General features: G+C 37.4%; 32 protein-coding genes, 3 tRNA genes and 1 pseudogene. 20 read left to right on the top strand and 16 right to left on the bottom strand.

Features of this window, described 5'->3' with window-relative positions:
• Positions 1-8: 8 nt before the first annotated feature.
• Positions 9-107, bottom strand: a pseudogene (locus tag J580_RS23855) (carboxymuconolactone decarboxylase family protein); the annotation flags it as partial.
• Between the two features lie 81 nt (positions 108-188).
• Between J580_RS23855 and J580_RS16325 the strand changes: the two are divergent.
• Together J580_RS16325 and J580_RS16320 are read left to right on the top strand one after the other, a co-directional pair.
• On the top strand, positions 189-2,159 hold the full coding sequence (locus J580_RS16325; protein ID WP_032004942.1) for an ATP-binding protein: 1,971 nt from the start codon (positions 189-191) through the stop codon (positions 2,157-2,159).
• 14 nt (positions 2,160-2,173) lie between these two features.
• A complete protein-coding gene (locus J580_RS16320) occupies positions 2,174-2,545 on the top strand; it encodes a hypothetical protein (RefSeq protein WP_032004941.1) in 372 nt (123 codons plus the stop codon).
• Positions 2,546-2,585: 40 nt separating this feature from the next.
• Here J580_RS16320 and J580_RS16315 read toward each other — a convergent pair whose 3' ends face one another.
• Positions 2,586-2,960: a hypothetical protein gene (locus tag J580_RS16315; protein WP_032004939.1), complete on the bottom strand. Its 375-nt coding sequence runs from the start codon at positions 2,958-2,960 to the stop codon at positions 2,586-2,588.
• 159 nt (positions 2,961-3,119) lie between these two features.
• Here J580_RS16315 and J580_RS16310 point away from each other — a divergent pair, with 159 nt between their 5' ends.
• Both J580_RS16310 and J580_RS16305 read left to right on the top strand, forming a co-directional pair.
• Positions 3,120-3,476, top strand: a complete 357-nt coding sequence (locus J580_RS16310; protein ID WP_032004938.1) for a hypothetical protein — start codon at positions 3,120-3,122, stop codon at positions 3,474-3,476.
• 108 nt (positions 3,477-3,584) lie between these two features.
• The gene (locus J580_RS16305) at positions 3,585-4,466 is read left to right on the top strand and encodes a hypothetical protein (RefSeq protein ID WP_032004937.1); all 882 of its coding nucleotides are present in this window, start codon (positions 3,585-3,587) and stop codon (positions 4,464-4,466) included.
• 60 nt (positions 4,467-4,526) lie between these two features.
• Here the strand turns inward: J580_RS16305 and J580_RS16300 are convergent, their stop codons facing one another.
• Both J580_RS16300 and J580_RS0104360 read right to left on the bottom strand, forming a co-directional pair.
• Entirely contained in the window at positions 4,527-4,745 is a 219-nt protein-coding gene (locus J580_RS16300) for a DUF6500 family protein (RefSeq protein WP_032004936.1), read from the bottom strand.
• 27 nt (positions 4,746-4,772) lie between these two features.
• Complete coding sequence (locus J580_RS0104360; RefSeq protein ID WP_016803011.1) at positions 4,773-5,108, bottom strand: winged helix-turn-helix transcriptional regulator; 336 nt, start codon at positions 5,106-5,108, stop codon at positions 4,773-4,775.
• Positions 5,109-5,224: 116 nt separating this feature from the next.
• On the opposite strand from J580_RS0104360, the gene J580_RS16295 reads away from it, so the two are divergent.
• From J580_RS16295 to J580_RS16285, 3 genes are all read left to right on the top strand, one after another.
• A complete protein-coding gene (locus tag J580_RS16295) occupies positions 5,225-5,782 on the top strand; it encodes an NAD(P)H-dependent oxidoreductase (protein ID WP_032004934.1) in 558 nt (185 codons plus the stop codon).
• Positions 5,783-5,957: 175 nt separating this feature from the next.
• On the top strand, positions 5,958-6,278 hold the full coding sequence (locus tag J580_RS16290) for a hypothetical protein (protein ID WP_032004933.1): 321 nt from the start codon (positions 5,958-5,960) through the stop codon (positions 6,276-6,278).
• Between the two features lie 291 nt (positions 6,279-6,569).
• Positions 6,570-6,911: a DHCW motif cupin fold protein gene (locus J580_RS16285; RefSeq protein ID WP_032004932.1), complete on the top strand. Its 342-nt coding sequence runs from the start codon at positions 6,570-6,572 to the stop codon at positions 6,909-6,911.
• A gap of 65 nt (positions 6,912-6,976) precedes the next feature.
• On the opposite strand, the gene J580_RS16280 is transcribed toward J580_RS16285, so the two are convergent.
• Positions 6,977-7,066 (bottom strand) — tRNA-Ser (locus J580_RS16280).
• Between the two features lie 118 nt (positions 7,067-7,184).
• On the opposite strand from J580_RS16280, the gene J580_RS16275 reads away from it, so the two are divergent.
• Positions 7,185-9,062 (top strand): potassium transporter Kup, encoded by a 1,878-nt coding sequence (locus J580_RS16275; RefSeq protein WP_002117080.1) that lies wholly within the window; start codon positions 7,185-7,187, stop codon positions 9,060-9,062.
• A 55-nt stretch (positions 9,063-9,117) separates the two neighbouring features.
• Here the strand turns inward: J580_RS16275 and J580_RS16270 are convergent, their stop codons facing one another.
• Positions 9,118-9,561, bottom strand: a complete 444-nt coding sequence (locus J580_RS16270) for a hypothetical protein (protein ID WP_005066985.1) — start codon at positions 9,559-9,561, stop codon at positions 9,118-9,120.
• 255 nt (positions 9,562-9,816) lie between these two features.
• Here J580_RS16270 and J580_RS16265 point away from each other — a divergent pair, with 255 nt between their 5' ends.
• The 3 genes from J580_RS16265 (at position 9,817) to J580_RS16255 (ending at position 11,882) form a co-directional block, all read left to right on the top strand.
• Positions 9,817-10,896, top strand: a complete 1,080-nt coding sequence (locus tag J580_RS16265; protein ID WP_032004931.1) for a DNA/RNA non-specific endonuclease — start codon at positions 9,817-9,819, stop codon at positions 10,894-10,896.
• A gap of 98 nt (positions 10,897-10,994) precedes the next feature.
• Positions 10,995-11,594 carry a LysE family translocator gene (locus J580_RS16260; protein WP_002116994.1) on the top strand — a complete coding sequence of 200 codons (600 nt, stop codon included), beginning with the start codon at positions 10,995-10,997 and terminating at the stop codon, positions 11,592-11,594.
• 45 nt (positions 11,595-11,639) lie between these two features.
• Complete coding sequence (locus tag J580_RS16255) at positions 11,640-11,882, top strand: hypothetical protein (RefSeq protein WP_032004929.1); 243 nt, start codon at positions 11,640-11,642, stop codon at positions 11,880-11,882.
• Between the two features lie 10 nt (positions 11,883-11,892).
• On the opposite strand, the gene J580_RS23240 is transcribed toward J580_RS16255, so the two are convergent.
• The 3 genes from J580_RS23240 to J580_RS16245 form a co-directional block, all read right to left on the bottom strand.
• On the bottom strand, positions 11,893-12,057 hold the full coding sequence (locus J580_RS23240; protein ID WP_081310127.1) for a hypothetical protein: 165 nt from the start codon (positions 12,055-12,057) through the stop codon (positions 11,893-11,895).
• A gap of 41 nt (positions 12,058-12,098) precedes the next feature.
• Entirely contained in the window at positions 12,099-12,788 is a 690-nt protein-coding gene (aqpZ, locus tag J580_RS16250) for an aquaporin Z (protein WP_032004928.1), read from the bottom strand.
• 132 nt (positions 12,789-12,920) lie between these two features.
• Positions 12,921-13,925, bottom strand: a complete 1,005-nt coding sequence (locus J580_RS16245; protein ID WP_032004926.1) for an AraC family transcriptional regulator — start codon at positions 13,923-13,925, stop codon at positions 12,921-12,923.
• A gap of 108 nt (positions 13,926-14,033) precedes the next feature.
• Here J580_RS16245 and J580_RS16240 point away from each other — a divergent pair, with 108 nt between their 5' ends.
• The gene (locus tag J580_RS16240) at positions 14,034-14,672 is read left to right on the top strand and encodes a hypothetical protein (RefSeq protein ID WP_032004925.1); all 639 of its coding nucleotides are present in this window, start codon (positions 14,034-14,036) and stop codon (positions 14,670-14,672) included.
• Between the two features lie 40 nt (positions 14,673-14,712).
• Here the strand turns inward: J580_RS16240 and hisF are convergent, their stop codons facing one another.
• A complete protein-coding gene (gene hisF / locus J580_RS16235) occupies positions 14,713-15,471 on the bottom strand; it encodes an imidazole glycerol phosphate synthase subunit HisF (protein WP_000880078.1) in 759 nt (252 codons plus the stop codon).
• A gap of 112 nt (positions 15,472-15,583) precedes the next feature.
• Here hisF and J580_RS16230 point away from each other — a divergent pair, with 112 nt between their 5' ends.
• Genes J580_RS16230 through J580_RS16220 form a run of 3 tightly spaced genes read left to right on the top strand, consistent with a single transcriptional unit; the run spans position 15,584 to position 17,607 of the window.
• Positions 15,584-16,534: a homoserine kinase gene (locus tag J580_RS16230; RefSeq protein WP_032004923.1), complete on the top strand. Its 951-nt coding sequence runs from the start codon at positions 15,584-15,586 to the stop codon at positions 16,532-16,534.
• Positions 16,535-16,545: 11 nt separating this feature from the next.
• Entirely contained in the window at positions 16,546-17,175 is a 630-nt protein-coding gene (locus J580_RS16225; protein ID WP_014207865.1) for a DUF1294 domain-containing protein, read from the top strand.
• A 36-nt stretch (positions 17,176-17,211) separates the two neighbouring features.
• Complete coding sequence (locus tag J580_RS16220) at positions 17,212-17,607, top strand: DUF4870 family protein (RefSeq protein ID WP_032004922.1); 396 nt, start codon at positions 17,212-17,214, stop codon at positions 17,605-17,607.
• 33 nt (positions 17,608-17,640) lie between these two features.
• On the opposite strand, the gene J580_RS16215 is transcribed toward J580_RS16220, so the two are convergent.
• Positions 17,641-18,543, bottom strand: coding sequence for a DMT family transporter (locus J580_RS16215; protein ID WP_032004921.1), 903 nt, complete (start codon positions 18,541-18,543; stop codon positions 17,641-17,643).
• Positions 18,544-18,640: 97 nt separating this feature from the next.
• Between J580_RS16215 and J580_RS16210 the strand changes: the two genes are divergently transcribed.
• Together J580_RS16210 and J580_RS16205 are read left to right on the top strand one after the other, a co-directional pair.
• The gene (locus J580_RS16210; protein WP_032004919.1) at positions 18,641-19,192 is read left to right on the top strand and encodes a helix-turn-helix domain-containing protein; all 552 of its coding nucleotides are present in this window, start codon (positions 18,641-18,643) and stop codon (positions 19,190-19,192) included.
• A gap of 206 nt (positions 19,193-19,398) precedes the next feature.
• The gene (locus tag J580_RS16205; protein ID WP_032004918.1) at positions 19,399-21,090 is read left to right on the top strand and encodes an ATP-binding cassette domain-containing protein; all 1,692 of its coding nucleotides are present in this window, start codon (positions 19,399-19,401) and stop codon (positions 21,088-21,090) included.
• A gap of 55 nt (positions 21,091-21,145) precedes the next feature.
• On the opposite strand, the gene hisA is transcribed toward J580_RS16205, so the two are convergent.
• The 5 genes from hisA to hisB form a co-directional block, all read right to left on the bottom strand.
• Positions 21,146-21,877, bottom strand: coding sequence for a 1-(5-phosphoribosyl)-5-[(5-phosphoribosylamino)methylideneamino]imidazole-4-carboxamide isomerase (gene hisA / locus J580_RS16200; RefSeq protein WP_000905538.1), 732 nt, complete (start codon positions 21,875-21,877; stop codon positions 21,146-21,148).
• Between the two features lie 94 nt (positions 21,878-21,971).
• Entirely contained in the window at positions 21,972-22,613 is a 642-nt protein-coding gene (locus J580_RS16195) for a 3'-5' exonuclease (RefSeq protein ID WP_032004917.1), read from the bottom strand.
• 86 nt (positions 22,614-22,699) lie between these two features.
• On the bottom strand, positions 22,700-23,248 hold the full coding sequence (locus tag J580_RS16190) for a DUF805 domain-containing protein (protein ID WP_032004916.1): 549 nt from the start codon (positions 23,246-23,248) through the stop codon (positions 22,700-22,702).
• A gap of 150 nt (positions 23,249-23,398) precedes the next feature.
• Positions 23,399-24,016 carry an imidazole glycerol phosphate synthase subunit HisH gene (gene hisH, locus J580_RS16185; RefSeq protein ID WP_032004915.1) on the bottom strand — a complete coding sequence of 206 codons (618 nt, stop codon included), beginning with the start codon at positions 24,014-24,016 and terminating at the stop codon, positions 23,399-23,401.
• On the bottom strand, positions 24,016-24,609 hold the full coding sequence (gene hisB / locus J580_RS16180; RefSeq protein ID WP_002116767.1) for an imidazoleglycerol-phosphate dehydratase HisB: 594 nt from the start codon (positions 24,607-24,609) through the stop codon (positions 24,016-24,018). Before hisB ends, hisH begins: the two co-directional genes overlap by 1 nt.
• Before the next feature lie 102 nt (positions 24,610-24,711).
• On the opposite strand from hisB, the gene J580_RS16175 reads away from it, so the two are divergent.
• The 3 genes from J580_RS16175 to J580_RS16165 all read left to right on the top strand — a co-directional run bounded on the left by J580_RS16175 (position 24,712) and on the right by J580_RS16165 (position 25,479).
• On the top strand, positions 24,712-25,095 hold the full coding sequence (locus tag J580_RS16175; RefSeq protein ID WP_002116928.1) for a GNAT family N-acetyltransferase: 384 nt from the start codon (positions 24,712-24,714) through the stop codon (positions 25,093-25,095).
• 106 nt (positions 25,096-25,201) lie between these two features.
• Positions 25,202-25,277: transfer RNA gene (locus J580_RS16170), tRNA-Phe, on the top strand.
• A gap of 126 nt (positions 25,278-25,403) precedes the next feature.
• Positions 25,404-25,479, top strand: a tRNA-Phe gene (locus J580_RS16165).
• The last annotated feature ends 61 nt before the right edge of the window (positions 25,480-25,540 follow it).

Genomic DNA, 25,540 nt, shown 5'->3' with positions numbered 1-25,540 from the left:
TATGGGGCTTAATCGCCTAAGGTAATTCTTAGTCTATTTAATGCCCCCATTAAAGAAATACTCGCCGTTAAATCTACAATCTCTTTTTCACTAAAGTGCTGTGTCAAACTTTTTTATGATTATAATGAAGCATCTTGAATGATAATAAATTATAATCAAATACAAACTATATTTAATTATGAAATTTTATGAAATATGCTCATTCAGTACAATTAACAATACAAAATGATCTTATTAGTAAACTTGGGAAAACGAGTCTTGTAGATGCACTAATTGAGTTAATATGGAACTCTTTGGATGCTGATGCTTTAAATGTTAGAGTAGTTTTTGAAGATAATAAATTAGATTCATTAAATTCTATAAAAATCATTGATGATGGGGTTGGAATTCCATTTTCTGAAGCTATGAATATCTTCAAAAATTTGGGAGGTTCTAGAAAAAAGAATAAGTTGAAAAGTGATGTATATGGCCGTTTTTTACATGGAAAAGAGGGTAAGGGACGCTTAAAAGCATTTTCATTAGGTGCTACCATAACTTGGACTATTACTTATAAAGATGAAAATACACAGGATTTTTTTACTTATAATGTCGAAATGCATTTAAATAATCCTTCTGATGTGAAAATTTCAGATCCGATAAGAAATGAATTTAGTAGAAAAACTGGAATTATTTTAGAAGCATTTGATATACCCAAGCAGATAAAGAAGTTAAACGAAGCTTCAAAGACTAAAATATTAGAAACTTTTGCAAGCTATTTATATGACTATAAGAATATTAGTTTAGAAATTGATGGGGAGAAATTAGATCCGAATAAGATAATAGGATCTGTTACATCCTTTAATTTAGATTTAATAAATTATGAATTAAAAGATTACCCATGTAAGTTGAGATTAACAGAGTGGGTGTCTTCTAAACAAAAACCATCTACTTACTTATGTTGTAATCATGGTATTCCTTATTTAATAATAGATATGGGTTGGAGTTATCCAAATAAAAAATATACAGCATATCTTGAAAGTGAAGCTATTACTGAAATGGTAAATAATCATGGATTAGATTTAGCTCAATTAAACGGATCAATTCAAAAGAATTTGAGTTTAGCTCGTGATGTAATAAAAAACTATTTTAGAACTCAAGAAGCTGAAAAAGCTGCAACATTAGTTGAGCAGTGGAAGAAAGAAGATATTTATCCATATGTTTCTGACGCAATAGATATTGTTGAAAGAGTTGAGCGTCAGGTATTTGATATTGTAGCTTCAACAGTATCACATAATATTGATAAATTTGAAAAAACAAGTAAAGAAAATCGCAAGTTTCAATTTAAATTATTAAAGCAAGCTCTAGAAACAAATCCTAGAAGTTTACAGATTATTATTAATGAAGTACTTAATCTTAGAGCAGAGGAGCAAAATGATTTAGCTGAGTTATTAAAAGATATATCTCTTTCATCAATTATAAGTGCCTCCAAAATTGTAACTGATAGATTGAAATTTATTAATGGATTAGAAACTGTTATTAATACCAAGGAAGGGAAGAAAAATTTAAAAGAAAGAACACAATTACATCGAATGCTTGCTGAAAACTGTTGGGTTTTTGGTGAAGAGTTTTCTTTGTCTGTAGATGACCAATCCCTTACTGAATGTCTAAAACAACATTCGAAGTTTTTAAGTGAAGATGTTGATATTTTAGAAGCAGTTGAACATCCGACTAAAGAAAGGGGAATAGTAGATTTAATGCTTACAAAGACTACAAGAAATAATAAGCCCAATACTGCACACCATATAGTTATTGAGCTAAAGCGTCCTAATGTCAAAATAGGACGTGATGAGATTGCTCAAATACAAGATTATGCTGATGCTATAAGATTAGATTCAAGATTCAGTAAGACGAAAGCTAAATGGACTTTTATTGCTATCAGTTTAGATAGAAATATGAGCTTAGATTCTCGTTATGTAGACATTGAAAATGGAATAGTCTCAAAAAAAGATAATTATGAAATTTTAGTTAAAACTTGGGCTGAAGTATTTGATGAGTGCAAAGCTAAACTACAGTTCTTTCAAGATAAACTTCAGTATAAAGCTAAAGTTATGGATGGAGTTGAGCATTTACAAAAGCATTTTCCAAAATATGTGGAAGGGGCTATATCTACAATTCATTAATAGGGGAATTTAAATTGGGGCAGGCTAAACAAAGAGGTTCTTTAGAAGAGCGAATAGCACAAGCGTATCAAACTAAACTAGATGGGGAGAGGGTTACAATAGACGAGGCCAAACTTCGTCTAGGGTTGCCGAATACAGCAGAATTTTTAGGTTATGTTATTCATTTGTATGATAAGGATGAATTCGTCGGTAAAGTTGACGAGACTGAAACCGTTATTAATAGAGTGTATGTAAAAATTCCTGATCTAGCGAAGGTCTATGATGCAGTAGAAGATGCAGTGAATGAAGCATTAAAAATTGATAAATATAGGCTGCTTGTTTGTTTACTATTTGAATTTAATAATAAACATATGATCTATGATGTCTGGGCAAACTTTGATGATTAAAATAAAACGGGTTCAAGCCCGTTTTTTAATTTATGAATTTTTAAGAGCAAAATTTTACTGTCTTAATTTTTATTAGATAATTTTGAGCCAACTCATGAGCTAAATTTAGAATATATATTTCAGGATTTTTTTTAATAATTTCATCAAAAAAAGTAGGACTATTTTTTAGAATTTCAGGCACCTGAGTTGTGCCAGACTGATGTTGGAGTGCTAATAAAATTATTAGTAATTCATAGGTATAGTCTGGCTGAGCGTCATTTTTAATAAGCTTTATAACATATGAAGAAAATTCAAAAGCTTCTGCTGGTAATAGCGAATAAATATTCTCATCAATGAAAGTAGATAAATACCATTCATCCAATTCTTCTTTTGAGGCTAATTTTTCAAGAAAACTAGATAAAGTATTTATAAACATGTTTATTCTTTCAATTTTTATAAACTAACATAATATACTGTTCTGGTTTATCTATCATGTTTGATAACTAATCAAAGCTTATTGTTTTCTAAAAGTTATATTCTATCTTTGGAACAGAAGTAAAAGTATTTTGCTTTCTCCTTGAAAGGAAAGTTTGTAATGAAACACAAGTTAATATTTATTTTTTCAATTATTCTTATACTTACAGGTTGTGGGAAAAAATATACCATTACTCCCGAGGACTTGCCTGTTGCTCATATTAATCAAGAATACCAACAAATTATTAAGATTTCTGGTGGAAAAGTTATTGATAAATATGCTGAATTAGAAACAAACATTCCAGAGGGCTTAGGGGTAACTATTAAACCTGTTGATGATTTAGATGGCTACAATGTCATACAAATCAAAGGTACTCCAAAGAATAAAGGAAAATATATCATCCATATAAGAGCTGATTTCTATGCAGGCGGTGATGCTGAAATTGACAAGACATATAGCTTTATCGTCCAAGATTAAAATTAATCTATGGGTTAGCTAAATTATTTAAATTTAATGTAAAAAAACTTAGAAAAAGAATTAAAAATTATCGCAGACACGGGAAATAGCAAAGTAGATAAGTTAGTAATGACGGTAAAATTTAGACAATATTTCTTAATTTTTATTTTTGGATTACTACTTTCCGCTTGTCAGCCAACCGCAAAACATGATGAAAATTTGACTTTGAATCAACCGCCCTACACTTTGCATATGGGTGAAAAAGGTATTCAAGATTTTTCAAAGTACAGTGATGGAAATGTCGATAATCATCCAGCTGGCGTTAGCTTTAGAGAACTTCAATTTTCTCCTCCTAACTTAGGAAAATTAACTATAGAGAATGGCTCAAACAGTTTGTTAATTGAGCATGTTTTCTCTGTATTGGGTACTCAATATGACAAAAATGAAGGGATCCAAGTTTTAGATATTGATGCTGGCCTCACAAAAGAAGAATTTGCTACCCCAGAGCAGCTTTATCAAAGCTATGTAGCTTTAATGAAACGTATTAATCGGGCTGGTTGGAAAAACTATTTCTTCACAGATGCTCCGCGTATCGCTAAAGAAGATAATATTAAACATCTATCGAAAAGTCGTGATGTCATTGACCCGAGTTATATTTTTAGCTTTGAGGAGTGGAAAAATATAATAAACAACAGCCCGACAAAATCATTGGGTTATAGGTTGTATGCTAATGGGGTTATTTTAGATATCAGTTTAAAAAGAACAGCTAAGAATGAGCGGAATGAAGAACAATATATGCTTAGATTTAGCTTTCAGAGTGTTCGATACAATGAAAGAGATTCAATTCCTGACTCTGATAAAATGACACCTAGTGAATTCGAGCAAGCGTTTAAAAAGAGATTAATTGAAAATAAAAAATATCGGGAAAAGGAAGAAAGAAAAGCTAAGGCTGAGGGTTATCATATCGATGAAGAATATATAGATCCTGATGTTTGGCCTTATGTTAAGTAATTAATTTTAAGTTTAAAATAATGAAAAGGCTTAAATTTAAGCCTTTTCGAATAACTCTAATTACCGCTCACTCAAAACCAACTTTTTAATCTTCACAGCTTTCTCAAAGTGATCTAGCTTATGCTCCATAATCCACCAATGCGCTGCTTCCATCAGTAACTCAGGGTTATCATTCTTATTTTTAAAAAAAGCATAAAAAGATAGACCGACATTGTCTCCCTTCTTTTCAATTTTATCGTCGCATCCCTTAACAAAAATTTCTCTTAATTCATTTCTCATATTTAGTATCACTTTCAGTCTATAAAACTAAGAATTCATATTCCGCTCGCCCCAATCGCACATCATATCTAACAAAGGAATTAAAGACTGTCCTCTTTCTGAAAGACGGTACTCAACCTTAGGCGGAATTTGAGGATATTCCTTGCGAGTAATTAGCTCGTCTCTTTCTAATTCTTTAAGTGTATTGCTGAGTGTTCTAAATGAAATATTGCCAATGCAGCGTTGCATCTCATTAAAACGCATGACATTTTTTTCATACAGCCAATACATAATAATCATTTTATATTTGCCATTAATCAAAGAAAGGGTGTAGCCGAAACCTGTCTCTTCTAATGGCGTATGTGATGGAACGCATTCAGTCATTTTTAAAATCTACGCTATCTTTTAGTATAGTATATAACACAAATTACCGTACTTATATTTAGGAAAGCACACTTCTATAATCGATTTATCTACTTTTCGATAAGAGTGTTTTCATAATGAAAAAGACATTAGTTATTGTTACCCATCCTCACATAGACCAGTCTGTTGTAAATAAAAGATGGGTAGAGGAATTAGAAAAACACCCAGACCAATTTACGGTTCACCAAATTTATCAAGCCTACCCAGACGGGGTGATTGATGTTGCCAAAGAGCAAGCATTGGTAGAAGAACACGAAAATTTAGTCTTTCAATTTCCAGTGTATTGGTTTAACTGCCCGCCGCTTCTGAAACAATGGCTTGATGAAGTTTTGACCTATGGTTGGGCCTATGGTTCAACAGGCGATAAGCTTAAAAATAAGAAATTTATGTTGGCTGTCTCTGCTGGTGTGAAAGAAAAGGTTTATTCAGAGTATGGTGAATACAAGCTTTCTTTAGAGCAGATTTTTACTCCATTTAAGCTAACAGCTTTATATATTGAAGCGGACTATCAACCGCTTCATGCATTTTATGGTTTAGACACTAACCCTTCAGAAGATGACGATGTTCCGACTCATCAAGACGTAGCAAATAATGCGATTGAGTACGTTCAGAAGTTATTCGCGTTGTCTGAGTAAGTTAGGGGGTGGAATATTAATTAAAAAGTATTTAATAAAAATAGAGCATAAGAACACATTAAAAAGTCATTTTAGTGTGTTTTTACTGGGAATATGATAATTTAATATATTGAAGTAAAATGAAAAATTAAAGTTTTTTATCGAAAATATATTAATGTTTTAAGAGGAATTAGAAATGAATGAAGTATCTCGATTAGCTATTGAATATCAATTGAAATCTATTGAAGCAGAAGAGCTTCTTGCTCTGTTACAAGAGGCTCGCAATCAAAATTTCAAATATAGCAGTGAATTATCTCAGTATATAACAGACAATAATTTAGGTGAGATCTATCCTCATATTTCAGGAATTGTTCATATGAAACAAGAAGCAGATGAGTGGGATTTTAAAGGGGGATTTAATAGAAAGATCTATGCTATTGTTTGTAAAGAGCTAAATTTAAAAAATAAAAATAGTGGGGCAGAAGCAGTAGGTTTTACTTCATATAGCAATTTATAAAATAAATTATTTGAAAGAGCGGATCTGTGATCTGCTTTCAAAATAAATGTATTAATTACAAGAAATAATTTAAATATCTTTTTCTAATAATAAGTTTAATTAATGGTTTTATATATGGAAAAGGAATTTTAGAGTATTGTTTGATAGTATTTTATAATGAAATTAGCTGTTTTATATTTAAATAATTTGGCTGTTAATGGATGTAACTTTCATGATTATCTTAATAAACAGTTTGCAAAAACCAATTTTGTCTATAAGTTGAAAACACAATAATACGTCTTTGGAAAAACTATGAATATCGCGCCTTTTCCATTTCAAATTACAAACTGGGAAGAAATTGAAGTCACCGAATATAGCGGTGAAACTGGAAAAGCTTATTGGAAAACCCAATATTTTGGTGAAGAAGGGAACAAAATAAGAGTAAGGCTTGTCGAGTACTCAGCAAACTACTTAGCAGACCATTGGTGTGAAAAAGGGCATATATTATTTTGCCTAGAAGGCGAGCTAGGAAGCAGATTGAAAGACGGGCGAAAATTTACTTTAACTTCGGGAATGAGTTATCAAGTCGGAGACAATTCAGAGCCACACCAATCTTTTAGCTTGAATGGTGCGAAGTTACTTATTGTTGATTAAATTGATTTTACTTAAGTTAAATAAAAAAGACCTAAATCAAAACGATTTAGGTCTTTTTTGAATTCTGGCGGTGAGAGAGGGATTCGAACCCTCGATACGCGCAAACGTATACACACTTTCCAGGCGTGCTCCTTCAGCCACTCGGACACCTCACCAAGGCGTGCGATAGTAACTAAAAAAACGAGTCCTGCCAAGATTTAAGACGAGCATTACAGAAAAAAAATAATAGAGGTGATAAGATTGCGCTAAAAATCATATTGGTTTAATTACACAATGCAAAATACGGCCAAAAAAGCGACCTTGCCTGCCACGGCTTTGGCAGCTCTTGGAGTGGTCTTTGGAGACATCGGAACAAGTCCGCTCTATGCCTTGAAAGAGTCCTTCCATGCAGCGCATGGGTTGGGAATTCAGCCTGAAAACGTATTAGGAATTTTATCTATTATTTTTTGGTGCTTAATGCTGATCATCAGCATCAAGTATGTCGCCATTGTCATGCGTGCAGACAACAACGGCGAAGGCGGGATCATGGCCTTACTCGCATTGAACTTACGTAAAGCCAAGATTGCCGACAACAAAAAAATCTACATGATTGCAATTGGTTTTATCGGTGCATCGCTGTTTTTTGGTGACGGTATTATTACCCCAGCTATTTCGGTATTGTCAGCCGTTGAAGGCTTGTCTATTGCCACCGATGTATTTGACCCATTCATCATGCCAATTGCGATTACCATTATCATCTCTTTGTTTTTGGTGCAAAAACACGGTACGGCCTTTGTTGGTAAGTTTTTTGGCCCGATCACGATGGTATGGTTCTTATCTTTAGGATTATTAGGTCTTCACAGCGTCATTCAGACTCCTGTGGTGTTAGGCATGTTCAGTCCACATTGGGCCATTCAGTTTATCTATCACCATCCAATCATGACATTCTTTGTGATGGGTGCTGTAGTGTTAACAGTGACTGGTGGTGAAGCACTTTATGCTGATATGGGGCATTTTGGACCAGTGCCAATTCGTATGGCATGGTTCTTTGTGGTTTTGCCGTGCCTAGTTTTAAACTACGCAGGACAGGGTGCATTATTGCTCAGAGACCCAGCGGCAATTGAAAATCCGTTCTATTTATTAGTTCCGCAGTGGGCACTTTACCCAATGATTATTATGGCGACCATGGCAACGGTAATTGCCTCTCAAGCTGTAATTTCTGGGGTGTTTTCTCTTGCACGCCAAGCGATTCAATTGGGTTATTTACCACGTTTAAGTATTAAACATACGTCTGAATCTGAAGAAGGCCAGATTTATATTCCTTTCTTAAACTGGTTACTTTTAATCGCAATTATTATCCTAATCTTGATCTTCAAAAGCAGTTCGAACTTGGCAAGTGCGTATGGTTTAGCTGTGACCTTGACGATGCTTTGTGACACGATTTTGGTTGCGGTATTTATTTATTCGGCTTGGAAGTGGAGCTTGCCAAAAGTGCTGCTCCTGATTATTCCGTTCTTTGTTTTAGAGTCGGTATTGGTCGGTGCAACTTCACTTAAAATCTTGTCTGGCGGTTGGGTGCCGTTACTCATTGGTGCGATTGCTGTGACCATCTTAATGACATGGAAACGTGGTCGTGAGCTTACTTTTGCTAAGCTTGAACATGACACTTTGGCTCTAGATTTGTTTGTGAAAAGTATTGGTAATAGCGTGCACTGGGTGCCGGGTGATGCAGTCTTTATGACAGGTACACCGAACGTTGTGCCACATGCCATGCTGCATAACATCAAGCACAACAAGGTACTGCATCAGCGTAATATCTTGGTCACTGTAGTGATTGAAGATGTACCATTTGTTGCGCCAGAAGAGCGTATTACGACAGAAACTTTAGCTGAACATTTCTTCCGTATTAAAATCTTCTACGGTTTTAAAGATGAAATGAATGTACCAAAAGCACTGATGCAAGCCTATGAGCAGCTCGGTCTTGAATATGACTTGATGCACATCAGCTTCTTTATTTCCCGTGATCGTATTGTTCATTCGGTGGGCGATGGTATGTCTCCATGGAGAGAAAAACTGTTTATCTCTATGCAGCGTAATACCAGTCCGGTGAGTGACTTCTACCAGATTCCAACCAACCGTGTGGTTGAGTTAGGTAGTCAAATCGAAATATAAAAATTGATGTAATAAAAAAACCAAGACATAAGTCTTGGTTTTTTTATGGCTCTGATTATTGAGCTTGTTGCATAGGTGCATCTGCTGGTAAAGCACCATCTTTTGCCATCGGGTCTGCCGACTGACTTGGATCTGCCGGAGGCGGTGGAGTGTTCGGATCTTGTGGCGCTGGAGGCGCTTGGTTCGGTGCAGGTGGCACTGCATCAGTTGGTGCTGCAGGAGGTGCCATTTCACCGCCTGCTGGAGGTGCTGGTGGAACGTCCGCAGGAATAGGAGCACCTGTAGGCGCTGCATTTGTTGGTGCAGCAGAAACTTGCTGTACTTGTCCGCTATTGACTAAATCGCTAATAGAGCCTGGTTGGCCATTAACGGTTGTGGTTACTTTTACTTTAGACAAACTTTCTAAAGTATCTCCTGGCTGCACTGCTGGCTCAGCCAAAGCGGCCATACTACATAATCCCGTGATTACGCCAATACCAATAATCTTTGAATGGATCATTAAGTGGACTCCGATTATATTTTTATCCAAATTTGTGGAGCTAACCATGTCATAAGCGATCAGTCTTTTTCAACGAAAGATACGCAATTGGCGCAATTCAATAGCCAAAGGCTCTCATAATTCCAACAGATTGTTACGTAATGGGTAATAGAGTTACAAAAAAGATGACCATGTTTTAACCATTTGAAAGATAAGAGATATACTTAAAAAAGCAGGATTGTTAAGCTGCGTGTGGACAGTGGTATTGATAGAAACATGGCAAGTAAAAAACGTAGTAAAGGTACAAACTCATTCTCTATAAGTCAGCATTTTGGCAAGATTATTCTTGCTTGTATTGCGGCTGGAAGTTTTGCGATTGCTTTTGGTAGTGAAAAGATTTCGCAGTGGTTTTCGCCTTTAACGACTAACTCGACTTGTCTTAATCAGTTCTATCGTGAAGTTCCACCTGCTTTAAATAAAGACAGCCTAAAAAAGGACAGTTATCCACTGTGCTTTAATGGCTTTAACGTTTTGTATTCAGGTATTTCTAAAACGCCGTTATGGTCGGCAGAGCATTTAAATGCAGAACGTTTAAGTGTCAAAATTAAGCGTGAAGATAACTTCCATGAAGAAACCCGCGTTGATCAAAAACATCGGGCACTGTTAAGTGATTATCGTGGTTCAGGCTATGACCGTGGGCATATGGCGCCAAATGGTGATATGCCAAATAAAGAATCCCAATCTGATAGTTTCTCGCTCAGTAACATGGTGCCGCAAGCGCCTAAAAATAACCAAGAAGTCTGGCGTAAGCTCGAAGAAGCGACCCGTGCTATTGCCACTAAACAAAAACAAGATGTTTATGTGGTAACAGGTCCTGTTTTTGAAGGCAAACGTCTTAAGACGATTGGGCAGGGTGTCATTGTTCCTACCGCAGTTTATAAAGCGGTATATATGCCAAAAACTGGCGCGATCGGCGCTTATTACGCACCTAACAATAATTCTCTACAAGTGAAGGTTGTGAGTGTTTGCTACCTTGAGGAGCGTTTAGGCGTCAACCTGTTCCCGCAGTTAACCGAGCAACAAAAGCGTAATGTCTATCGTCTACCTTTAACAGCGAGCCAAGTTAAGCCAAATCAAAAGCTAGACTATTTACACTGGGATGGCGAAAGTCAGTGTGAGCAAGACTTAAACGCTGACCAAATTCAAGCGCTACAAGACCAATTTAAAAAGCAAAAAACTGGTTCTTCGGAGCCAATGGAAGCAAAAGTTCCAACAATTGACGAAGAAACGAGAAAGGCGATTGTGAAACAACTGGTAGAAGCCTTAGTGAACTATTTCTTGCAAATCATGAAATAAGCAGCTTTTTTTGATTGTTATTGCAACACCGTAATTGATTAAAATAGAATCCATAGACAGATCTGTCTATGGATTCTATTTTAATAAGGACAATAACAATGTTTGCCTCGATGTTTCTTTTTTCATTTGCAATGTCTATAACCCCAGGGCCAGTAAATACTGTCATTTTATCGACCAGTTTAAATCACGGTTTAAAAAGATCGCTTCCCTATATCTCCGGTGCCACAATTGGTTTTACCCTGCTTTTAATTTTCATGGCATTTGGTCTTCAGAGTTTATTAACTCAGTTTCCTGTTGTATTAAAAATTCTTGCAGTTTGTGGAACGCTATTTGTTTGTTATATCGGGATTAAAATTATTCTTTCTGCCGCAAATATTTCTATTTCCAGTGTTCCTGTAGAGCAAATGATTATTCCCAATTTTAAAGATGGGTTCTTATTACAATGGCTGAACCCCAAAGCATGGTTGGCTTGTGTATCAGGCATTACCATGTTTACTAGCATTGAAAACCCGCAGTCGTTGCCGATCTTTATCGTTATTTATTTTTTCACTTGCTACGCATGTTTGTTCTTTTGGGGGTTCTGTGGTGATAAATTTTCAGTGGTGCTCAATCAGGGCAACCGTTTGAAATATTTTAATATCTTGATGGGCGCTTTTTTAATTTTATCGGCTCTTTTAATTTTGATCGATTTTTTTTAAATTGATCGTATTACACTGTGAAGATATAACAACGAGATAAGACCTATGTTTAAACCATTTGAAAAGGGTACAGAGTCTTCAGTAATTGAAGATTTAACATTAGAAAATGATGTCGATTGCGTCAGCATTTACGGCAACTTGCAAATTACCAAAGACAAAGTCGGGTTAGAACAGGCAAAGGCATTGCAGAGCTTTGTAAATGATGTCGTTGCGGCTTTGGAAAAAGAAGAATTGCCTGAGAAAATTGAACGTCCAGCTGAACAAGAAATTAATAATCCGTTTTTATAATTTATGCATGCTATGCGTGATATTTAGTATGGTCATGCTGCCATACAGTCTTTAATACCACGTTAGACTTTATTGAATGTGTATAGACATTTTTTACTTTTGAAAGCCCAAAAGTAAACAAAAGGCTTTGTTGATCAGAGGGTACATCCATGTACCCCTGCTCAACAGATGACATCCATGTCACCTTCCGCGATAGTAGATTGAGTCTAAGAAGAGTTAATCTTTATCGCCAGCTACCACCTTATAAATAATTGCCCCAATTACCGCCCCTAAAATTGGTGCCACCCAGAACAACCACAATTGACTTAGCGCAGCCGTTTCAGCAAAGAACGCAACACCTGTACTACGTGCAGGGTTTACCGAAGTGTTCGTCACTGGAATACTGATTAAGTGAATGAGCGTTAAGCCCAAACCAATTGCAATAGGAGCGAAGCCAGCAGGCGCACGGCGATCAGTTGCACCTAAAATAATGATTAAGAAGAAAGCTGTAAGAACCACTTCAATAATGAAAGCAGAACCTAAGCCAAACTTGTTTGGTGATAAGTCACCAAAACCGTTGGTAGCAAAACCACCAACACCGCTAAAGCCTGTTTGGCCTTGAGCAATAATATAGAGAACAAATGCAGCAGCAGTCGCACCGACCACTTGAGCAACGATATAGGGAATTAAATCTTTAACATCGAAGCGGCCACCGACCCAAAGGCCAACACTTACCGCGGGATTAAAATGTCCACCTGAGATATGCCCTAGAGCATAAGCACCTGTGAGTACGGTTAAACCAAAGGCAAGGGCTACACCTGCAAAGCCAATACCAAGTTCAGGGAAAGCTGCGGCTAAAACTGCGCTACCACAACCACCAAAGACTAGCCAAAACGTACCTAGGAATTCAGCAAAATATTTATTCATTGTGATTACTCATCTATTGATGTATTTTTTAATTAGTGTGAAATATGTCACAAAAAATTAAGCATGTGACTATATGAAATTTTTGTTTTCAGTGTTGTTTTAATCAAGAAAAGATTTGTAAGTTTTGGTTGGTTATTCTTTGTCTAAAAATTGATCCCTCCATTGCTGGGGTGTTTGATTGGTCCAATGTTTAAATGCTCTTTGAAAGGCACTTTGTTCTGAATAACAAAGTAAAAGTGCGATCTCTTGTAAGCTTAAATGCGGATCTTTTAAATACTCGGTTGCGAGCATAAAGCGCACTTGCTGAACGCGTTCCTGAAAGGTGGTGTCTTGTTGTTGTAAGTGTCGTTGGAGTTGTCGAACTGATAGGCCTAATTGAGCGGCAATATGTTCAATTTGATATTGATTCCTTTGTAGCCCAGTCAAAATTGAATGCTGTAAACGCTGATCAAGTTGGGTCGAATTTGGTAATTGCTCTAACAGCGCTTGTGCTTGCTGAGCCAATAGTTGCTGCAATGTGTGGTCAGCGCTGCTAAGTGGCTTATTAATTTCTGTAATTGGAATGAGTAACTCTGTACGTGGCTGGCTAAAACGAACGGGACATTGAAAGTATTGTTCATAGACTCTGATATTTTTAGGGGCAGCATTTAAGAAACGTACTTCATGTAAATGCACGTCTTCATGAGACATAAAAAGACGTAAGAACTGAATCACCAACGCAATCGCGATTTCATCGGTAAGCTGGGTAGGGTGTAGCTCAGTCGCTTCCCAGCGAATAGAACCATATCTTCCTTGTAGCTCAACCACTAATGGGCTACCGTCATAAATCAGACGGTGAAAATCATGATAGCGAATTAAGGCTTCACCTAAGTTGTCGCAAGAGAGCGCGAGGTAAGCAATAATCCCTAAGTGTTTGGGTTGCACATATTTGGCAATTTCGAGTCCTAAACCCGGCTTTGGGTCTAGTTTATAAATCACTTCTAATAGATCACGCCAAACCACATAGTCAAAGCGTTCCAGATTTTGAATTTGTTCTAATTGTTCAGGAATAGCTAATTGATTGGCTTCACAGTAAGCCTTTAAAAGATGCCCCAGTCCTCCATACACTGAGCCTGTATAATTTTTTAATTGTGGCATCCCTAACCACCTCTTCTTGTCGTGATTTGTCAATGAAACCATAAATTCTGGTCAATACCTAGCATAACGAATTTTATATGCTGAATAAAAAGAAAAAGGAGTTAGGTGATGTTAAAAGGGTTTATTGCCGGAATTGCGGTTGCGAATGCATTTGAATGGGTAGCACACAAATATATTTTGCATGGTGTACACCGTGCTGGAAAACCACGTTATAGCCCAGTACCAAAAAGTATGGAGTCGCATTGGGCACACCATCGTGAAGTCCGTAAACAACAGTTTCATGATGATTGCTATGTGGAAGGCGTGGGAAACTGGCGAACTAAAAATGAGTTAATTTCGCTTGCTGTGGTGGCAACCGTTTCAAGTGCAATTTTCTATCCGTTTTCAAAAGGCATGGCACTCGCAGCTTGGTATAGTGCAGGAAATTATTATTATATTCATCGTCGTGCGCATTTAGAGCCCGACTGGGCAAAGCGTAAAATTCCGTGGCATTACGATCACCACATGAACTCTAATCAAGACGCCAATTGGTGTGTGACCAAACCTTGGTTTGATTATGTGATGGGAACACGCGTGGTGTCTTCGGCAGATTTAAAAGAACAAAACCCTTTGGGTATACGGTTACCTACAGCGCTTGCTAAATCACTGTCTCAAGCTGTAGAAAAAATCTTTCCAGCAAAATGGGTCGAGAAAAAAGAAAAACTAGAACTTCCTAGTGAAGTGAAAGAAATAGATGGTGCGGCATAAAAAATAAAGGGGCATATCGCCCCTTTAATTATGATTAAGCTTACAAGCGCATTTCGATGCCTTGTTCAGCTAAATATTGTTTAGCTTCTGGAATCGTATATTGACCAAAGTGGAAAATACTTGCTGCCAATACTGCGTCTGCACCACCTTGTAAAATACCGTCTGCAAGGTGTTGTAAGTTACCCACACCGCCTGAGGCAATCGTTGGAATGGTAACGCGGTCATTAATAGCACGCATTAAAGCAATATCATAACCTGCTTTAGTACCGTCGGCGTCCATACTGGTAATCAGCAACTCACCCGCACCGTAGTCAGCCATTTTTACAGCCCATTCAATGGCATCAATTCCAGTTGGTTTACGGCCACCATGAGTAAAGATTTCCCATTTGTTATCGCCAGTTTTTTTGGCATCAATCGCAACCACAATACATTGTGCGCCAAAGTGCTGCGAAGCTTCTTGAACAAATTCCGGATTAAATACGGCAGCTGAGTTAATACTCACTTTATCTGCACCTGCATTTAATAACGCACGAATATCTTCAACTTTACGTACACCACCACCGACAGTTAATGGCACAAATACGGTCTCGGCCATACGTTCAACAGTACGGTAAGTGGTATCGCGTCCATGATGTGTAGCGGTAATGTCTAAGAAAGTAATTTCGTCTGCACCTTGTTCGTTATAGCGACGTGCCACTTCAACAGGGTCGCCTGCATCACGAATATCGAGGAATTGAACGCCTTTAACTACGCGTCCGTTATCAACGTCTAGGCAAGGAATAATACGTTTAGCAAGCATAGCTTTTTCCAAAAATAATCGCCGTTGGTGAAAGTTCCTACACAGGCGCTACACCTTCATGGAGGGAAGAGGTATTCTATCAAACTTCACAGATGTTTTTTGCAGGTTTTCCATGTCGGTTTATACCCCGTTGAGTTTAGATGAAGTTCGCACCTTTGCTGCACCTTATGGATTAGAGGTGTTGGAGCTGAACCCAATTCAGGGAGGTATTCAAAACACCAATTATTTTCTGGTTGATGTAAACCGCAAACAATATGTACTCACCGTGTTTGAAGAGTTAGATGCACAAGGTGCGGGTGAACTTATTCCTGTTCTTGAACAATTAGGGACTCATGATGTACCTGTTGCAGTGCCGTTAAAACATAGCGGACAAGCGGTTCATGTGATTGCAGACAAGCCTGCACAGATTGCACCACGTTTAATGGGTCACCATCCCATGCAAACCACAGTAGCGCAAGTTGCAGCGATTGCAGATGCACAGGCGAAACTGCATGTGGCTTTACAAGATTTTCCACTTGAACGTGAATATCGCCGTGATCATCAATATTGGACAGGCGTTGCAGAACAGCTGAAACCAAGCATGGCTCAAGATGACCAAACGTTACTTGAGCAGGTCTATCAAGCTTTTAATGCGAAAACAGCGCAGTATTCAAATCGACCAACAGGTTTTATTCACTCTGATTTGTTCCGCGACAATACTTTGTTTGAAGGTGAGCAATTACAAGGTATTCTAGATTTTTATGAGTTAAATCAAGATGAATTACTGTTTGATATTGCGATTACCATCAATGATTTTTGTACCGAATATCCAGCAGCGCATTTAAACTCAGACAAAGTCGCAGCTTACTTAGAGGCATACCAAAAAGTTCGTACGCTTACATCAGATGAGCTTGCATGTTTAGATGTATTCTTGGCAATGGCAGCATGCCGTTTTTGGTCAATGCGTCTGCAAGTTGCTCAAAAAAATAAAGAAGAAGGACGTACCGGCGATGACATTTTGCAAAAAGACCCGCAAGAAATGCGAGCAATGATGCAAGACCGTTTAAGCCATGTAAAAGCATAAAAGGAATAGAGATGCGAGATCAGGGGCGTTTAGTCGAATGGTTCGACGAAAAAGGTTATGGCTTTATTCAGCCGGACGATGCTGAAAAAGAGCGAGTCTTTTTGCATATCAAAGATTTTGCACGCCCCGGACCTCGGCCAATTATTGGATGTGCACTGGAATATCGGGTGATTCTCGATGAACGAGGCCGTTTTCGTGCTCAGCAGGTCACCTATTTAAAAGCATCTCAAACCCGAAAAGCGTCAAAGCCCGTAAAAGCAGAATCTTCTTTTCAAGCCAGTCCATGGTCTGCAATGCAAATGGGGATCGTATTTTATTTCGTTTTAATGGGAATTATGAGTTTTATTCATATTTTGCCAGCTTATACGTTGTTATTTGTTTTAATGATGAATGCCTTAAGTTATTGGCTTTATTCTCAAGATAAAGAAGCCGCACAATTGGGTAATCGCCGTGTACCTGAACAAACATTGCACATTGTTAGTTTTTTAGGAGGTTGGCCAGCTGCATGGTGGGCACAACAAAAACTGAGACATAAAACACAAAAACAACCCTTTCGTAAGATTTATTTTTGTACCATATTCTTTCATTTACTTTTGATTTTGTGGCTAATTTCTCCCTTAAACGTATTACGGGGCTCATAAAAGTAAATTGTTTTATTAAACTTGAGAGGTATAAAAATGAATAGTTCTATCGACCAAGATCCAAATCGTACTTTAACACTTATTTTATATGTACTTTATATTGTTGCCATTTTTACAGGCGGCTTACTTGCGGTTATTGCTTTAATTATTAACTACGTAAAACGTTCTGATGTACAAGGCTCGTTTTTCGGGAGCCACTTTACATGGCAAATCAGAACATTCTGGTGGTATCTGGCTTGGAATATTATTGCTTTTCTGCCGTTTATTTTTCTGTTTTTTACAGGTGAAAATACTGACCTATTTGCAGGCGTTGCCATTTCATCGACCGTATTCTGTGTGAGTGTAATTGGTGCTGCGTGGATTTGGATTGTATATCGTGCAATTCGTGGATTGATTGCGTTAAATGATAACCGCCCGATGTATCAACCTTAATAAATAAAAAAGAGAGCGTTAAGCTCTCTTTTTTTATTCTCGAATTCTTTTAGCTTTTTTAATTGGTAACTTAATTTTTAACTCACTGACTAAAACGCCTAAGACTACTAAAGCACCGCCCAAAAGGGCAATCATTGGCAAACGCTCACCTGCAATTCGGCCAATAATGCCCGCCCAAACAGGTTCGCCTGCATAAATAATTGCAGCACGTGAAGGATCAACCACACGTTGAGCCCAGTTCATAACAAATTGAATGAGTGCACTCGCTAAACCTAACGCAATAGCAATCAGTACTAGGGGCCATGAAAATGCTGGAATCGTATGTTCACCCACCACAGGCATGATAGCGAAAGAAAGTAGAGAAGCGACACCAAGTTGAATGATTGTGACGCGGCGTAAATTTACCTTTCCAGCAAAGTAGCTAATAAAAATAATTTCTAAAGCAATCGCAAAGGCACCCAGGATTGTTAAAAGCTGCCCAAAACTTAAGGAAATTTGTTCAAAACCATTGCCCGTCAATAAAACAAGACCAGTAAAAGCCAGAGCGGCTCCCACCCAAGTCATGATATGGGGAGTTTTTCTAAAGATGAGCCACATTAAAATAGGAACAAGCGGAACGTATAGCGCTGTTAAAAATGCTGATTCACTACTCGGAATGGTTTGTAGACCAATAGTCTGGGTACCGTAGCCTGCCGCAATCACAAGGCCAATCACACTACCAGCGCCTAAATCTTTTAAAGTGACACCTTTCATACTTTTTAATGAAATAAGAAGCAAAGTAAGAGCTGCTACAGCAAAACGACAGCCTACAAAAAACATAGGTGATGCAAAATTCAGCGCATACTGCACAGTAAGGAATGTTCCTCCCCAAATGATCGTAATCAGAATCAGGGCTAACTGTGGGGCTTTGCTTGAACTCAGAGAAATTGGTGACATACTCAAGTTAAATTAAATTGTGCAATATACTGCACATATTGCGGTATTCTTGTATTTTGTGCAATATATTGCTCAAATTTTCTTGCTAATCCATTTTATGAGCCAGTCAAGTAACGTTTTACAGCACGTAGGCACAAATATTCGTTCATTAAGAGATGAGCGAGATTTGAGTCAACAAGATTTAGCAGATCAGGCAGGTGTGAGTAGACGAACCATTGCTGCTTTGGAAACTGGGCAGGTCAATATTAGTTTGGCCAAACTCGATGCGATTGCAGCAGTGTTGGGTGTGGATTTTAAAACGATTGTGAGTGCACCTGAGCATAAAGAACATGCTGTAGTAAATGCACTCGCTTGGCAGGGTAAAGATGAAGAAAGTAAAGCAACCTTGCTCGCTTCAGTTCCATCTCGTTCCCAAGTTGAGCTTTGGATATGGTCTTTGGCAGTGGGAGAGTCTTACGTGGCGGAAGCAGATGCAGACGGATGGCAGGAAATTATTTACGTATTAGAAGGTGAGTTGACCATACAATTTACTGACAGCAAAAAAATAATACCAGCTGGTTCATCTTTTATTTTTGAAAGTTCTGTTACTTATACCTATATCAATAGTGGTAACCAAGTGCTTAAATTTACTCGTAATGTGGTGTATTGATTTGGAATTTAAGCTTTTTAATAAAATATATGTTTTTAAAATTTATGCAGTTTATTGAAGGCATATATGATGTATATGACCTATCTTAAAAACCTGTGAATTCAATTTAAACAAAAAATACGAATAAGAATAAATAAGGCAAGTTATGATATTTCGTGTGTAATGAAATTATTTTTAACTCGTTTTAATAGAAAAAAGATACAGAAATGAAGTTCTTATTAAGTTCACAAGATATTCAAGACTATAAATTTTTATGGCAGGGTTCTAAAGAAAATTATAAGAAGCAAAAAGGTAGTATGTTTCTCATGTTTTTATTAGTAATGTTTACAGCATTCTTTACGACATTATTGCCATACCTATTAAAAATTATTATTGATTACTCTGCACAGGCATATAACTTTCCACTAGATATTCGACTTCCATTTAATTTCTTATATCTAATCGTACTCGCTTATGCTGCAGCATGGTTAGCGAATGAGTTATGTAATTGGACGAAAAATATTTTTAGTGCTTATTTGATGGTTGATTTCAAAGGAGCATTAATTTTTGCGGGATTAAAAAATTATTTAAATCTTAAAAAAGATGAGCAAGATCAAATTGAAGCTGGAACAGTCATCAGTGATCTTGCAAGAGGAAGTTTTGCTTTTGGTGAGATAAATCTAACGTTGCTGCTTCATTTGGGGCCAATCATTTTTCAATTGGTTATGATCTTTGCAGTTTTATTTACAACTATTAGCTTACTTTTTAGTATCAGTTTTTTATTGGTAGCTATCGTTATTTTTTTAGTTTCCTTTCATATAAATAAAAGAAGTAGTTCTTTATTTGATTCGATGTATCAACAAGATAATCAGGTAAATAGCGATTTGATACATCAGATCTCAAATTCATATGAAATTAAAGTAAAAAATGCAGTACCGTTTCAATTGTCAAAATTTAATACCACATTAGACTCATTCATCAAAACAGCTAAAGATAGGAATAAAAAAATAGGGCTATTGATGATTTCTCAATTGTTCCTGATCTTTTTGTTTTTACTCTTTTTTATGTTATTTACAGTCTTTCTTTCAACTGAAAAGCAGCTTACACCGGGTGCTTTCGTATTGATAAGTACTTATATTATTCAACTCACCAATCCATTTTTAGCGGTTTCTCAAAGCTTGATGCGTTTAAATGGTAACTTTGTCGCCTTAGCAAAATATCGAAAATACTTTAATCTCGATAAAGAAAATTATACGCATTCTATCGTTCAAGACTCCAACGTTCTCTTTCAATTTATAAATGCTAAATTTTTACTTGGGAAAAGAGCCGTAGATCATTTTAATTTAACAATATTAGCCAATAAAACGTATGTCGTGATTGGGCCAACTGGCTTGGGAAAGACTTCTCTAATGAATTATTTAATGGGTGTCTATCAGATTCAATCAGGGCAGCTTTGCTATAAGAATATTGATATTAGCCAAAATTTCTCTAAATATATTTTTGATGAGGTTACTTACATTGCACAGCAACCAGTTATTTTTCCTTATTCCCTTAGAGATAATTTAGTTTATAACTCCTCGCACATATATGAGGATTCTTACTTACTTCAGATGCTTGATCAATTTAATCTATTACATATTTTGAAAAAGCATCAACTAACGCTCGATGATGATTTAACTGAAATTTATAAGAATTTTTCAGGAGGAGAAAAGCAAAGAGTTTGTATTCTTCGAGGTCTTTTAGCTCGCCCGCAGCTCATCATCCTAGACGAACCGACTGCCGCCTTGGATGTAGATACTGAAAAAAATATACTTGAATATATTCAGCAGGTTGTTCCATCCGTAATCATGATTACGCATTCACCCTATGCGATGGAAATTGCGGATGAGGTAATCGATTTAGAAAAGTTATTAAACTAAAGATAATCAAAAATAAAAAAGAGCCTAATCAGGCTCTTTTTTTACATCTTAAAAATTAAAGACGGTTTTCATCCAATAAAAGCTGAGCTTCACGAAGGTTTAAAGTACCTTCATAAATTGCGCGGCCTGTAATCGCACCTAAAATACCCGGTTGACCTTTTAAGTTACGAACGTCATCAAGGTTGGTTACACCACCAGAAGCAATTACTGGTAAGCCTGAGTATTGAGCCAAGTTTACAGTTTGCTCAACGTTTACACCTTGCATCATGCCGTCACGAGCAATGTCTGTATAAACAATGCTAGACACGCCTGCATCAGCAAAGCGTTTCGCTAAATCAGTTGCTTTCACATCAGTAACGTTTGCCCAGCCGTCAGTTGCAACCATACCATTCATGGCATCAATACCAACAATGATGTGGCCTGCGAAACGTTTACAAGCTTCTTCTACAAATTCAGGCTCTTGAACAGCTTTAGTACCGATAATGACAAACGTCACGCCAGCTTCTAAATAATGTTCAATGGTTTCTAATGAGCGAATACCACCACCAATTTGAATTGGTAATTCTGGCTGAGCTTTAGCAATCGCTTCAACAACAGGTTTATGAATTGGAGTACCTGCGAAAGCGCCATTCAAATCAACCAAATGCAAACGGCGCGCACCTTCATTTACCCAATGCTGGGCAGTTGCAACCGGATCGTCAGAGAAAACGGTATCGTCTTCCATACGCCCTTGTTTTAAACGCACACATTTACCATCTTTCAGGTCAATTGCTGGAATGATTAGCATGCTTCCGCTCCTTGCTTCATCATGTTTATGAAATTGTGCACATCTTAGCAAAGTATTGATCAATCGCTAAGCCTTAGAAAAGACTTTTATTACTTTACGCTTGAAGTGCGGTTTGAATAGTTTGTGAAATGTGAGCAGGTAATAGTTTTTGGTTTCTGAGCTCTTCAAATACGAGTAATGCAGCATAAGCATCGGCGGCGGCATAATTTATTTGTTGTGGTGTAAGTGGCTTTCGTGCCCAGTTTGAAGTTCCGACTTTTTTCGACTTTGCCAGATATTGTCCAAACAACAGTGCCACCGCTTTTTGTAAGCCCATTTGCTGTTTAAAACCAAAGTGACTAAACCCTTTGGCAAGGTCGACACAACTTTCTAGCTCTATGCCTTTTTTATGAAAAATATGCTTATCATTTTTAAGGCCAAAACCGACTTTAATTTGCTTCTGGTTAGATAAAATGGGCTGTAAGAATTTTAAAGTCGATGAATTGACATGAAATAAATAGGCTCTTTGTGTTGTAGCAAGTTGAATTAAGTGTGGACCAGTTGAGATTTCACCCACTTTAAATGTAGGTTTAGACTCAGAATCAAATCCCAAAATTGCAGCGTTTTTTAATTCTTCTTCAATACTTTTGCATTGCTCAATATTTTCAATCACCACAATATTATGGTGGTTAAGATTTTCAAAAGGAGGAAGCTGCTGAATAGAGGCTTTATCAAGGAGGGCAACGGCTTCGGACATATTTAACAGCGTACAAATGAATTGGGCTATTCACTTTATATATGAATAAAGCCTAGAGGACTAGGCTTTATGAATGTCTTTAAAAATTACTGAGACTGAGAAGGTGTACCAATGACCACACTTTCGCTTTTCTCAACATAGCCTTCATAGGTTGGAGCCATGATTGTAGCAACAATGGCAAAAACAAAAGCAAGTGGAATTAGGACAATATAAATCCAACCTAAAACACGTTCCCAACCAGGAGTAGGGCGCTGTGGGCCGTAATCATTATTGCCTTCTGTACCTTTTACCGCAAAGAGATAGATCATAAAAATCAGGTTTACGGCAGGGATCAGCATGAGTAACGATAGCCATCCTGTATTATTGCGGTCATGCAAGCGGCGGATGGTAAATACAAAACTTACATAGAGGCAAACAATATAAAGAATGGCGATAACAATCATGCCTGCCGTAGAAAGGCCAGTTAGTTCCTGACTAGATGTAAACCCAAAAGTAAAAGCGATGATGACAACAGCGATACCGATGACGAGTGAAAATAAGAATGTCCAAGCAGCATAAGAGAGTCGCCCAAAACGACCACTAGCTTTAAAGGGTGAATCTTGTTGAAGTGGCTGATTTTCAAAAGGTGAATTCATTTTGTTTTCCTGATCATTTGGTTTTATTTAAAAGTATAAATATTCAATATTTTGTTGAATAAAATATCATTCTATAAATGATTAGTTATTATTGTAAATAAAAAAAAGATCAGGCCATCTAGACCTGATCTTTTTCAGTTTTAAATCAGATTAAATATTCCATTCCACAAAGTTTTTAAGTAACTGCAAACCAGCAGTATGACTTTTCTCTGGATGGAATTGAGTCGCGAACAAATTATCTTTGTGAATGGCTGTGCAGAAGTTCACACCATACTCGCAAGTCGCAGCCACAACGCTTTCATCTTTTGGTTCGACATAGTAACTATGTACAAAGTAGAAGCGAGCATCTTGTTCGATGTTGTTCCACATTGGATGGCTTGGGTCCATTTGGTGAACTTGGTTCCAGCCCATGTGTGGTACTTTCAAACCTTCCATTTGAGGGAAATGTTTTACTACGCCGTCAAAAATACCTAATGCGTCTATACCGCCATTTTCTTCAGAACTTTGTAGCAATGCTTGCATACCTACACAAATCGCAAGAACAGGTTTATTAAAAGCAGCTTTACGTACAACTTCATCAATACCTGCTTCACGCATGCCTTGCATGCAGTCACGCATTGCACCAACGCCTGGAAAAACAATTTTGTCGGCTTGTGCAATTAACTTTGGATCATTGGTCACATCGACTGTAGCGCCCACATGCTCAAGTGCTTTAGCCGCTGAGTGTAGATTGCCCATGCCATAATCAAGTAACGCGATACGTGTCATTAGAGGCTACCTTTTGTCGATGCAATCGTATTTTCTGCACGTGGATCAACTTCACATGCCATACGTAAAGCACGAGCAAGTGCTTTGAACACACTTTCAATTTGATGGTGGCTATTTTTACCTTTCAAATTATCGATGTGTAAGGTCATAAGCGCATGGTTTACGAAGCCTTGGAAAAACTCAGAAAATAAATCGACATCAAATGTACCGATGCGCGCACGAGTAAATGGAATATCCATGAATAAACCCGGACGACCAGATAAATCGACAACAACGCGAGATAAAGCTTCGTCTAATGGTGCATAAAAATGACCATAGCGTTTTAAACCTTTTTTATCGCCTAAAGCTTGTGCAAAAGCTTGTCCAAGCGTGATACCACAGTCTTCTACGGTGTGGTGATCATCAATCTCGAGGTCTCCGTCACAATGAATATCGATATCAAATAAGCCATGTCGCTTGATTTGATCAATCATATGGTCTAAAAATGGAACTCCAGTGTTTAGTGTGCCTTGACCAGTACCGTCGAGATTTAAACGAACTCGAATTTTGGTTTCATTGGTATTTCTAACCACTTCACTGATACGTTGCGTCATGGACACGTTCCTCAAAAAACGTCAAAAATGATTGGATGTTAACGACAATTTCGCTGTGACGAATTCGTGACAGCATCATAGTTTGCTCAGGAGGGTTAATCAATGCCTATTACCGTACATGCTTATAGTTCTCTAGATAATTCAGAGATCCGCGATCAGCTTGAGCGACTGTATGATACAAGTCCGGAGTTTGGTGACGGGCACGATGCGATTGAACAACTTGAACAAGATTTACAACAGTATACCACGCTATACACTGCCGAATTTAACACCAAAATTATAGGTGCAATTTGGTCTTCAGGACAAGGCGAAAGCAAGGTTCTTGAATATATTGTTGTGCACCCTGCTAACCGTGGTCGTGGGGTAGCTGAGCGCTTAGTTGAAGAAGCTTGCCGTATAGAAGAGTCAAAAGGCGTTAAAACTTTTGAACCAGGCTGTGGCGCGATTCATCGCTGTTTGGCTCACATTGGTAAACTACATCACTAAAAGCTTCTATTATTTTGTGGTTGTGATTTAAAAATAATCACTTGTTACAAAAAACACGGAAGTTGCTTGACGTCTTCTTATAAACATTGTTTAATACGCCCACTTCGGCGTGATAGCTCAGTAGGTAGAGCAACGGATTGAAAATCCGTGTGTCCCCAGTTCGATCCTGGGTCTCGCCACCATTATTTGTGTTTTCAATCCCTGATCCCATCAGGGATTTTTTTTAAGTATAAAAAATACTCATTTAAATCAGAAACTCAGGATAATAGTTGACTATTGTTCTGAGATACGGCTTAATACAGGCCATCGGCGTGATAGCTCAGTAGGTAGAGCAACGGATTGAAAATCCGTGTGTCCCCAGTTCGATCCTGGGTCTCGCCACCATTATTTGTGTTTTCAATCCCTGATCCCATCAGGGATTTTTTTTAAGTATAAAAAATACTCA

The sequence above is a fragment of the Acinetobacter sp. 1542444 genome, from assembly GCF_000581835.1.
In the GTDB taxonomy this organism is placed as follows: domain Bacteria; phylum Pseudomonadota; class Gammaproteobacteria; order Pseudomonadales; family Moraxellaceae; genus Acinetobacter; species Acinetobacter pittii.
This window is presented reverse-complemented; position numbering and strand designations above follow the sequence as displayed.